We start from the raw sequence: 12,230 nt of genomic DNA on the forward strand, positions 1-12,230 counted from the left end.
ATTAAAAATCATTTTTGTTTATCGTTTGGATATTCTTGTCAGCTGTGATGAGGTGAGATTGCTATTCTGATAAACTATTGCAACTTAATTTCAGTACATCGGAGTCGTTGTCAATGAGTCATTCTTTTAAAGAGGAAGCACTGCGCTTTCACCGCTATCCCACAGCCGGTAAAATTTCGGTTGTTCCAACTAAAACACTGGATAACCAGCGTGATTTGTCGTTGGCGTATTCGCCGGGCGTAGCGTATGCCTGTGAGGCGATCGAAGAAGACCCATTACAAGCGGACTACCTGACTGCACGTGGTAATTTGGTTGCAGTTATCTCTAATGGTACAGCGGTGCTTGGTCTCGGTAACATCGGTGCGCTAGCTGGTAAGCCGGTCATGGAAGGCAAGGGTGTATTGTTCAAGAAATTCGCTGGTATTGATGTATTTGATATTGAGGTGAATGAAACTGATCCAGATAAATTCATCGAGATCGTTGCCAGCCTAGAGCCGACGTTCGGTGGTATTAACTTGGAAGATATTAAAGCGCCGGAGTGTTTTGAGATCGAGACACGCCTCAAAGAGCGTATGAATATTCCCGTGTTTCACGACGACCAGCACGGTACGGCAATTATTGCTTCCGCTGCTTTGATCAATGCATTGCGTATTCAGAAGAAGGAAATTAGCGAGGTTAAAGTCGTTGCTTCTGGCGCAGGTGCGGCTGGTATGGCATGCCTCGAGATGTTTATCGTGCTTGGGGTTAAGCGTGAAAATATCGTGGTTTGTGATTCTAAAGGGCCGATTTATGAAGGTCGTGAAGGCAAGCTTGATGGTAAAAAAGCCGAGTTTGTGAGCAATACCAGTGCGCGTTCGCTTGCTGATGCATTGGTTGGTGCTGATGTATTCCTCGGTGTGTCTAAGGCAGGCGTTGTTAATCAGGATATGGTTAAGTCGATGGCGAAGCAGCCACTGATTCTTGCCCTTGCTAACCCTGATCCAGAAATTCGCCCTGAAGACGTACACGCAGTGCGTGACGATGCCATTGTTGCGACCGGTCGTTCGGATTTCCCGAATCAGGTCAATAATGTTCTTTGCTTCCCGTATTTGTTCCGTGGTGCGCTTGATGTTGGCGCGACAGAGATCAACGATGCAATGAAAATGGCTGCGTGTTATGCATTGGCTGATTTGGCCAAATCACCAGCTGGGGAAGAAGTTATTGCTGCTTATGGTGGCCACCGTTTGGTCTATGGTAAAGAGTATGTTATTCCCAAGCCATTTGATCCTCGTTTGATTTCAACGCTTCCGGTAGCTGTTGCAAAGGCGGCAATGGAAAGTGGTGCGGCACGTCGTCCGATCAAAGATTTGGACGCCTATCGCGAGAAGCTTGAAAGTCTGTTTAACCGCAGCGGCTTCGTGATGAAGCCAATCATTGATCAAGCGCGCGAAAATCCGCTTAAAGTTGTCTTTGCCGAAGGTGAGGATCTGCGTGTGCTGCGCGCGGTGTACGCCTGTGTGCAAGAGGGAATTTGTAAGCCGATTGTGATTGGTCGCCGTGATACTATTTTGCAGCGCCTGGAGCAGAACAACATCATCCTCGATTTCGAGAACGATGTTGAGCTGATTGAACCGATGAACAATCCATATTATGCCGAGTGTTATCAGGGCTATCACAAATTGCGTGGGCGTGATGGTGTCACCGAACAAGATGCGCGTATTCATATCAATACGCGTCCGACCACTCTTGGCGCAATGCTGGTTAAGCTCGGCTACGCTGATACTATGCTTTGTGGCTTGACAGGGCGGTATGAGCGTCATTTGCGTCGTGTATGTGGCATTTTTGGCACGATTAAAGGTATGCATGAGCCAGCTGCTATGGAAATGATGGTCTCATCAAAAGGTACAATTTTCATCACTGATACGCATATCCATAAGCGCCCAGATGCGAAAGCAATTACCGAGATCACTTTGCAGGCTGCACAAACGATGGAGCGCTTAGGTATAGAGCCACGCGCTGCATTGCTCTCGCACTCTAATTTTGGCTCAAGTGATGATGCCAGTGCGCGTGTAATGCGCGATGCGCTGCCGATGATTCGCGCCGCTGCGCCGGATTTGATCGTTGAGGGTGAGATGCATGCTGATACTGCTCTGGCTGATGAGATCCGTGCAGGATTATTGCCACAAGGTGGTGTGGACGTGAATGCAAACCTGTTGGTCATGCCTAATATTGAAGCAGCAAACATCAGTTATAACCTGATGAAAGTCGTCTCCGACGGTAGCGTCATTGGCCCAATCATGATGGGCTTGCGTCGTCCTGTCGAAATCCTCACCTCCAGCGCTACGGCTCGCCGTATCATAAATATGGCAGCAATTGCTGTGGTTGAAACCCAGCATTACTACGAACGAGCCAAGCAACATATTCAAGACGGTGATATTGAATGAGTAATGTAACTACTATTCGTTTAGCAGACTACCAGCCACCGGCATTTAGCGTCGGTGAGCACAATTTGCGCTTTGTCCTTGAAGACGGCAAGGCGCAAGTACATCACGAACAAACCTTGACCCGCGAACAGGCAGGTGCACCATTAGTCCTTAATGGTGAGGCGCTGAAGGTCATTAGTATTGCTATTGACGGCAATCCTTTGCCTGATGATGGCTGGCAATACGAAGATGCCAAGCTGACTATTGCTGATGTGCCAGATCAATTCACTTTAAAAACGGTGGTTGAGATTGATGCAGATAGCAATAAAGAGCTTTCCGGCCTTTACCGCTCTAACGGCGTGTACTGCACCCAATGCGAAGCGGAAGGTTTCCGCCGCATTTCCTTTGCACTTGACCGGCCTGATGTCCTCGCCACTTATCGCGTGCGCATCGAAGCAGATAAGGCAACTTGCCCGATTCTGCTCTCAAATGGCGATTTACTCGGGTCCGGCGATTTGGACGACGATTGCCACTACGCAGAATGGCATGATCCGCACCCCAAGCCGAGCTATTTGTTTGCCTTGGTCGCTGGTGATTTGGGTGAAGTACAGCGTAGCATCACCACACCACATGGTCATGACATTGACCTGCGCATTTATACCGAACACGCCTTTATTGACCAGACTGATTTTGCGATGCAGGCACTTGTGGACTCAATCCATTGGGACGAGCAGCGTTTTAATCTCGACTACGATCTTGGGCGCTTTAACATCGTCGCGGTTAGCGATTTCAACATGGGCGCGATGGAGAACAAAAGCCTCAATGTGTTCAACACGCGCTACGTTTTAGGCGATATTGAAACCGCCACCGACAGCGATTTCCACGGTATTGAATCGGTCATCGGTCATGAGTATTTTCACAACTGGACCGGCAACCGCATCACTTGCCGCGATTGGTTCCAGCTGAGCCTCAAAGAAGGCCTGACCGTATTCCGCGACCAGGAGTTTTCCGGTGATCAGGGTGAAGCCGCACTTGAGCGTATTGCTAACGTCAATCTTCTGCGCCGAGTGCAGTTTGCCGAGGATGCCAGCCCAATGTCGCACCCGGTTCAGCCGCAGGAATATGCCGCAATTGATAACTTCTACACCGTCACCGTGTACGAAAAGGGTGCTGAACTGATCCGTATGTACCACACCATCATCGGTGAAGAAGGCTTCCAGAAAGGCATGAAGCTCTACGTTGAGCGCCACGATGGACAAGCTGTGCGTATCGAAGAATTTGCCAAGTGCATGGAAGATGCATCTGGTTATCCGTTCAGTGAACAATTCTTTAAATGGTATACCAGCAAAGGCACGCCGTACGTCCAATTTACCAGTGACTACAACGCCGACAGCCGTACTTTGACCCTACATGCCAAGCAGGACGTCAAGCGCCTGACGCCTGCTGAGCCGCTGGTTATCCCTGTGCGTTTGTCATTGATGAACCAAGATGGTGAGCACTACGCCTTTGACGACAGCGAGCAAGAATATTTGTGGTTGCTCAACGAAGCCGAAGAAAGCCTTGAATTCCACGATGTTGATAGCGGCTGGATGCCGGTGTGGATGCATGGCTTTACCGCGCCAATTTACTACGACTACGACTACAGCGACGACGACCTCGTGCGCATTGCCTTGCACGGCATTGACGGCTTTGCGCGCTTTGAGGCGATGCAGACTTGCTACCGCCGCCTGTTTTCTGCGGCACTCGCAGGCAACGATGATGCTTATCGCCCACGCCTTGCCCGCGTTACTACCTTGCTCAAGGACATCCTTGCGCACGAACAGCGTAGTGCCGGTGAAAAAGCCCTGTTACTCGACGTACCAACAGCGGCATCATTGATGAACGAGCTTGATCCGCCACTTGATATGGACGCCATCCTCGCCGCCGACAAGCGCTTGGGTGACGACATTTCGGCTGGTATTGCTGACGCCGCTGATGCTTGGTTGCAGCAGGATGATACTAAGACTCAGCCGGAATACAGTGTTGCCGATGCACAAATCCGTCGCCTGCGCGGCGTCCTCATGCAGCACCTTGCCAAAGCCGACGACGGCAAATGGCACAGCCGCTTTGCCGAAGCCTACCAGCAATCGCGCAACATGACCGAGCGCATGAGTGCCATGAACGCACTCAATCAGTGCCACGACCAAGCGCGTATGGATGCATTGGCAGACTTTGCCGAGCGCTTTGCTGAATATCCGCTGGTGATGGACAAATGGTACGCCTTACAAGCCTCGGCAGACGATAACGGTGCACTTGAGCGTATCCGTCGTCTGAGCGAAAGCAAAGGGTTTGTTATCACCAATCCGAACCGCTTCCGCTCGCTGGTTGGCGCCTTTGCGCAGAATCTTAAGCTGTTCCATGCCAAAGACGGCAGCGGCTATGCTTTTGTCGCAGATCAAATTCGCCGCGTGTTGACCATCAATCCACAGCTTTCCGCACGTATGCTCAACCTGTTCGCAATTGCTTCACGCCTTGACCAAGGCCGCCAGCAGCAAATCCGCGAGCAGCTGGAAAGCTTGCTTGCTGTTGATGGTATCAGTGTTGATGCGCGCGAAGTGATTGATCGCATCATCAGTGGGCTGTCATGACTTTGCTACGTCCACAATGGCTGCCCGGTCAGGCGGAATATCCTGACAGCAGCGCCCGTGAGTTGATCGAGCGTGCTTACGACCTCGCCAACGACACGGGCAACATTGCGGACGATCAGCAAACCCAATGGTTGATTCAATCGCTGCGTGGTTTGCACGGCGATGCAACTTTAGTTGCAGCTGGGCTGTTGGTCAGCGTGTGGCGCAGTGGCAAAGTCGATGCCGAGCGTATTGACAATGACGTCTCGCCAAAAGTCACCGGGGTGCTCAAAGCCCTTGATGACCTCGCGCTGATTGACGCCTTGCACGAGCAGGAAAAAAGCGACCTCGAACAACTGCGCAAAATGTTGCTCGCGATGGCGAGCGACATGCGTGCGGTGATACTCAAGCTCGCCTTGCAGACTGTCGCCATCCGCAGTGCAGGGCGCTATTCGCTTGCCGACCAGCAGCGCTTGGCTTTGCAGACCCGCGATCTATTCGCGCCGCTTGCTAACCGCCTCGGTATTGCACAACTCAAATGGGAACTCGAAGATCGCGCTCTGCGCATCCTCGAACCCGATATCTATCAGGAACTTGCCAACGCACTCGAAGAGCGTCGAGTTGACCGTGAGCGCTATATCACGCGAATTATCGCGATCTTGCGTCAGAAAATGGCGGAAGCCGGGATCGGTGCAAATAAAATTTACGGCCGCGTTAAGCATATCAACAGTATTTATCTGAAAATGAAGCGCAAGAATTTGCGCTTTGAGCAGGTTAATGACGTACGCGCGGTGCGGGTTGAAGTCGAGACCGAAGAAGAGTGCTACCAAGTGCTTTCGATCGTCAATGACATGTGGCAACCTATCCCTGAAGAATTTGACGACTACATCGCGCACCCGAAAGCGAACGGCTATCAATCTTTACACACTTCATTAATCGGACCGGAAGATCGTGTGCTGGAAGTGCAAATCCGCACGCGCAAAATGCACGAGCACGCCGAACTTGGTGTTGCTGCGCACTGGATATATAAAGAAAAAGGCGTGCGTCACTCACGCCAATTCGAGCAGCAAATTGAATGGTTGCGCCGTATGCTCGATGGCTCGGGCGATGCCGCGCGTGGTGACGTCGTCTTCGATCAATTCAAAAACGAAGCCTTCCGCGACCGCGTCTATGCCGTCTCGCCTCAGGGTAAAGTCGTCGATTTACCTGAAAGTGCGACGCCACTCGATTTTGCCTACCACATTCATACCAACCTCGGTCACCGCTGTCGTGGCGCAAAAATCAACGGCAAAATCGTCCCGTTAACCACGGCGCTAAAAAATGGCGACACCGTAGAAATTCTTACTCACAAAGAACCCAATCCTAGCCGCGACTGGCTTAATGACCATCTCGGCTATCTACAAAGCGCACGCTCGAAAGCCAAAGTGCGTAGCTATTTTAAAAAGCTTGAAAAAGAAAGCAGTGTCATTGCTGGGCAAGAGATGTTCGATCGCGAATGTAAACGCCTTGGCATCACTGCTATACCGGAAGATGTCGTCGCACTCGCCAAGCAATTCAACGTCACGAGTCCGCAGGATTTGTTTGCGCGCATTGGCTTTGGTGAAGTTGGCGTACTTACCGTTGTGCATGACCTTGCGGAAAAGCACGCTGCAAAACGGCAAAGCGAGCAGCCTAGCCTTGATGAGCGTCTGGCTCGCATTCCACTCAAAGCGTCAAAGCGCAATAAAAGTAGCAGCATTGAAGTAAATGGTGTTGATGACCTGATGGTTAATTTTGCCAGCTGCTGCCAGCCATTGCCGCCAGTTGACATCACTGGCTTTATCACCCAAGGGCGTGGCATAAATATTCACCGCAGCGATTGCCAGAATTTACAACACCTCGCCAATGCACACCCTGAACGCATTATCGACGTGCATTGGCAGGCTGATGTCGCTGGGGTATATACCCTTGATATCGCTATCGAAGCACATGACCGCATACATCTGCTGCGAGACATCACGCAAATTTTTGCCAATGAAAAAGTCACCATCACCAACGTCAATATGGGACACGATGACCGCCAGCGCCTATCTGGCACTTTCACCCTTGAAGTCGCTGACATGGCGCAGCTCTCGCGCGTCATCGACCGAGTCAGCCAAGTCAAAGACGTCAACAGTGTCCGCCGCGTTACCCGGTAGGAATTTAATAGACATACAGAAGTGATGCTATTGATCCACCCACGCTGCTTCTATGCTTCATGAGGATAATAATGGTTCAAGAGTATTTATAAGGCCTTGAGTAAGCTTTATAAATACTCGGAATTAGCTAAGATTTATCTCTAATTGGTTAGCCTTAACTTGAATGATAGCAATGTCTTTGTCTATGTACAGGAAGTGTATGTTTTGCTTAATTAATCAACAAAAAGACAATAATAATTGCTATTTATCATGGCTGTCTGTACAATTGTTAACCTTTTGCAATATTGTTATATAAGTTTCTAAAAAAATATAATAATTTCATATAGGTTCTATTAATGAATAATAAACATTTTCCGCTCAATAAAATGAGTGCCGCCATATTATTTTCCCTTGGAGTGATGAGTGTGTCCTCAGTAGCCGAAGCTAGCTATAAGCTTGGTGAGGGTGCCACGATAACAGTAGGGGCATTAGAAAGTATTGACCGCACAGATGTTATTGACGGGCATTTAGAAGATGACCCGAAAGACACCAATGCAACACAAGGTGTCCGTAATCGTTCAGGTAATGCCGTTCGGGTTATCTGGTACGGCAACCCTGCGCAAACAAATGTAGTCAACGAAGGTGCTATTCACGGCAAGTTTGAGTTTACCGGTGGTGAAGTCGTTGTAGACGATGAAAATGATGAAGCAGCAAAATGGCATAATGAAAATGCATCTGCTTTTTCCGATGGTCAAGGTAATGGTGTGGATGCATATGGCTGGACATCACGTAATAACTCCAATGATGTCAATTATAGTATCGATACCATAAAGAATCAGGGAACGATTACCGGTGAAGGCCTGCTCAAAGGTGGAGAAAGTGAAAAAAAGAGCTTTCTGTTCAGCAATGGCTCAGGTAACGGCATTGCACTTTTCTCACAAACAGAATATGGCAGCGAAATCAGTTTTGCCACGGGTAGTGCTGTTTCTGGAGGAAGTGGTGCACGTGTAGCAAAGGTGCGCAGCGCGCGTAGTGCTCCTGCAAGCATGGTGAGAGCGCTTAACGATAACACCAACTTACATGGCAAGTCGATTGATATCAATCTGAATGAGTTGGATAATGAGGGTGTACTACGTGGCGATATTGCGCTCAAGGGTAATACGAAAAAAAATGGTACGCCACAAAGCGCTCAGTATTTCCCTTCGGTTTCTTTCGGGTCAGGTAATGGTGCTAGCTTATTCGGCTATGTTTACACACCTGATCAATATACCTATTCACAAAGCAAAACAAATACGGTCACGCTCGAAAAACTTTCCAACACGGGCTGGATGTCGGGTAATGCACTTGTAGCTGGAGGTGCCAACCTTCATCCTAGCGTATTGGGCTGGAGCCATACTCGCAGCAAGGATACTGGTAATGGTTTATCGCTTGCGACAACTACTTTACGTAGAGCCAAGCATGCTACAAGTACACATCTTGGTGATGTTGAAAATAGTGGACGTATTTTAGGCTCATTGGTATCTAAAGCAGAAAAAAATGACTTTGTACCCAATACCAGTACGGGCAATTACCTCAATATTATTGATTCATCTGTAGAAGCTAAAGGCAGTGGTAATGGTATTAACGTCCGTACGGTGACAGAAAGCTCAAGTCCAAGCTCTAAAGTGAAGCTGGACTCTCTGAAAAATAGTGGTCGTATTGCAGGCGCTGCGTCGTTGAAAGCAGCAGAAACAGGTGTAGATAAAATCAATGTTAATGCTTACGGTGTAGGTGATGGTGTATCTGTATTCTTGAAAACAGATATTGGTGGCGATGACGAAGTGAGTATTGGCTCAGTCGATAACAGTGGCATCATTTCAGGAGATTTGTATACCAAAGCTGGTACTACTCTCAATACCAATAAGGCAGCTGATGGAGCACTAGTGCATCCTGATGAAGAAGTCATGCTGTTTGTTACAACACGAGCATATGGGCTAAACTCGTTTGCCGCTACTGATCAGACACCAGATAGACCTGATAATGCTTATGCGCCTAAAGGCTGGGATAATCGCAGTGGTGTTGTTCGAAGTACGGATGCAAAGACCACAGTCTATGGTGGTGGTAATGGTATTTCCCTATTTAGTGGTAAAAAGTCAACCGGGGGAGTTAAGCCGAAGCTTGGTGATATTAATAATAATGGTGTGATCAGTGGGTATAGCCGCATGATCCATGGCTATGGTGCTGATGGTTATGCTCGTGCCGATTTTCTGGGTACGGGAACAGGTATTGCTGTGAATGGGAAAATGACGGGTGGTATTACCAACACCGGCATTATTTCAGGTAACCAGACTGCGCTTTTAGCGCTTGGTGAAATTGCTAATCGATATGGTAGTTATGACTTCAATCCTGGATATGAGCAAGACATTAATAACTATGGCTTGATGGCTGGCATACTAATTGCGGGTAATTATGATAGAAGTTTTAGTGGTAATACTGAAAAACAAAGCTATCGCTATTTTGGTTTAGAAGACGTAAAGGACGAAGATAATCCGCTTAATAACCACGGTACATTAGTCTATTTGAAAAGAGGGCTGGTCAAGAAACCGAACGCATCATTTTATGATAATAAGCTAAAACGCAATAAAGATGCCGAAAGCATTGATAAAATTATTGTCGCTCCAGACGGTGAATCAACGATTAATGGCAAAACATATCAAGTTATTAATGCACCGTTAAAAGCTACTGGAAAAGACAGTGAACTGGTTGCGAAAGAAGCCTATACCAATACCATTATCAATGGCGTTGGTGTCGAAAATGCTGCTTTAATTGCGAATCAGGATTTGGCGCTGGAAGGCAGTATCGTCAATGGTTTTGTTAATGCCATTAAACTGGCTGATGAAGCGAAATTGACCGTTGATGATTCTGTGATCAACAGCAATGGCTTTAAGGTGCGCATCAGTGATAGTACTCAAGAGAAGGGCTATATCGAAAAAGATCCATATGCGATTACTGGTGCGGCTGATAAAAACAAAACACTACTGTTGAAAAATAATGCGACTATTAATGGTGATGTTGCACTTAATGGAGGCGATAATACGGTCATTATTTCTGATGAGACAGTACGTCTTAATGGTAAGGATTTTAATGTTGGCACAGGAAGCAACACGCTACAATTTGGTGAAGTGGTTGATCGTAGTAGTGACGAGACGATCACGCTCTATCAGCCATTCAGTGGCAATATTGATCGTTTGATCGTTAATAAGCCAACTGCTATTCATCAAAATGAAACTGGTATTGATGCGGTACACAATGCAGAACTGAATAGTAGACTGGATTATTATGGTGATTACGCCATGAATAGCGGTGATAGCCTTGTTATTGGTATTGCTGGAAAGGATGAGAATGAGCATGGTCAGCTCCATGTCATCGGTGGCTCAGCTGATATTAGTAATGGTAAGTTGTCAGTACAAGTAGAAGAGCTGGCAAAAAGTGCACTGGTTAAGGATGATAAAGTGCTAAATGTTGTCAAGGTTGACGATATTGCCGTACGTAACGTTGAGCATAACGAGCCTACGGCTGGTGAAGATGGCACGACGACGCATCCTTATAAAGTCATTGGTCAATTCCAGTCATTTGAGGATGACAGTACGTTGTTTGACTTTACGCCTGAATACGAAGATCATGCTGTCCACCTCAAGGTAGGTACAACTGGTGATACGACTGGTGGTTCAACTGGTGGTTCAACTGGTGGTTCAACTGGTGGTTCAACTGGTGGTTCAACTGGTGGTTCAACTGGTGGTTCAACTGGTGGTTCAACTGGTGGTTCAACTGGTGGTTCAACTGGTGATACAACTGGTGATACAACTGGTGATACAACTGGTGATACAACTGGTGATACAACTGGTGATACAACTGGTGGAGATCCTTTAATTGTCGATATCATAAAAAGTAGTGACCATGCTGATTTAAGTGATGCTGCAATGGCTATCAATAGTTCTCTGAAGGAAAATTCAACAAGTGAATTTGCTCGTAAGTTCTGGGCGTTAAATAGTAGAGAAGCTGTTAAAGTCGCTGTAGCTGAGTCCGTACCACTGTTCACCGGTGCTACCAGTAATATCGCATCTGATGTCATTGATAAGAGCCGGTTTGCTTTTGCTGACCATCGCCTGAATGATGTAGATTCACCTAATATTTGGGCTGATATTGGCGCCAGTAACAGTAGACAAAAAGGTGGTCATGGCCGATCAGGTTATGAAAATAATAGTCAGAACCTATATGTGGGTGCCAACAAATTTATCGATAATGGTATGGGGCTTGGTGTGTTAGTCGGCTATAACAATAGCGATATTGAGAGCCGTGATTTTGCTGCAAATGCTAAGGCAAAAATGAAAACCTTCAATATTGCGGCTTATGGCTCTATACCAATGAATGATAGGTTTGGTGCGGATTTTGAGCTTGGTTATGCGCATAGTTCAGTTGATGGCAAACGTTTTATTTCATTTACTAGCCCTGCACGTATCGCAACATCTGATTTTGGCATTAATACAGGTTATGCTAGTGCAGGTGCTCATTACCGCTTTGGCACTGATGATCGTATTGTTGAGCCTTTCGTGCGTTCTGACTTGGTGGTTAATAAGCGTGATGGTTACCATGAGTATGGCGCAGGTGCGCTTAATCTCATCATCGATCCGAAAACTCAGACTAACTTGGCACTGGAAACAGGCGTGCAAGTTGCCTATAAGCTAGGTCAACAATTCACCTTAAAAGGACGTGCTGCTATCGCTTATGACGTGATGGATACGCAGTCAGAAGTAGTTGCAGTCCATGAGGAAGGAGCTTCTCGTAAATTTACGAGTTATGCAGCTGATAGAGGTCGAGTCCAAGGTAGTTTGAGCTTTGAGGCGGGTTATCAGATAGCACCAAGCGCTAAGATTTCGGCACACTATCAAGGTAAAGTACGCAAAGGGTTGAGTGACCATAATTTGGGGCTGAACATTCGTGTTGATTTCTAAAAAGCATGGTATCTAAAATTATGGCCGGGCATTGTGCTCGGCCATTTTTGTATATATCTCTTGTTATCAGGTTGA

The 12,230-nt window shown here is 47.4% G+C and carries 4 protein-coding genes; all 4 read left to right on the forward strand.

Annotated features, from left to right (window positions below):
- Positions 1–113: 113 nt before the first annotated feature.
- The 4 genes from KRX19_10770 to KRX19_10785 all read left to right on the forward strand — a co-directional run bounded on the left by KRX19_10770 (position 114) and on the right by KRX19_10785 (position 12,155).
- On the forward strand, positions 114–2,423 hold the full coding sequence (locus tag KRX19_10770; protein ID MBV7435505.1) for an NADP-dependent malic enzyme: 2,310 nt from the start codon (positions 114–116) through the stop codon (positions 2,421–2,423).
- Complete coding sequence (gene pepN / locus KRX19_10775) at positions 2,420–5,029, forward strand: aminopeptidase N (protein ID MBV7435506.1); 2,610 nt, start codon at positions 2,420–2,422, stop codon at positions 5,027–5,029. Before KRX19_10770 ends, pepN begins: the two co-directional genes overlap by 4 nt.
- Complete coding sequence (locus tag KRX19_10780; GenBank protein ID MBV7435507.1) at positions 5,026–7,185, forward strand: bifunctional (p)ppGpp synthetase/guanosine-3',5'-bis(diphosphate) 3'-pyrophosphohydrolase; 2,160 nt, start codon at positions 5,026–5,028, stop codon at positions 7,183–7,185. Before pepN ends, KRX19_10780 begins: the two co-directional genes overlap by 4 nt.
- 335 nt (positions 7,186–7,520) lie before the next feature.
- Complete coding sequence (locus tag KRX19_10785) at positions 7,521–12,155, forward strand: autotransporter outer membrane beta-barrel domain-containing protein (GenBank protein MBV7435508.1); 4,635 nt, start codon at positions 7,521–7,523, stop codon at positions 12,153–12,155.
- Positions 12,156–12,230: the final 75 nt, after the last annotated feature.

Source organism: Cardiobacteriaceae bacterium TAE3-ERU3 (assembly GCA_019218315.1).
GTDB lineage: Bacteria > Pseudomonadota > Gammaproteobacteria > Cardiobacteriales > Cardiobacteriaceae > JAHUUI01.

Excerpts from the sequence above, each read along its gene's own strand:
- KRX19_10770 (MBV7435505.1), top strand. The coding sequence starts at position 114 with ATGAGTCATTCTTTTAAAGAGGAAGCACTGCGCTTTCACCGCTATCCC.
- pepN (MBV7435506.1), top strand. The coding sequence starts at position 2,420 with ATGAGTAATGTAACTACTATTCGTTTAGCAGACTACCAGCCACCGGCA.
- KRX19_10780 (MBV7435507.1), top strand. The coding sequence starts at position 5,026 with ATGACTTTGCTACGTCCACAATGGCTGCCCGGTCAGGCGGAATATCCT.
- KRX19_10785 (MBV7435508.1), top strand. The coding sequence starts at position 7,521 with ATGAATAATAAACATTTTCCGCTCAATAAAATGAGTGCCGCCATATTA.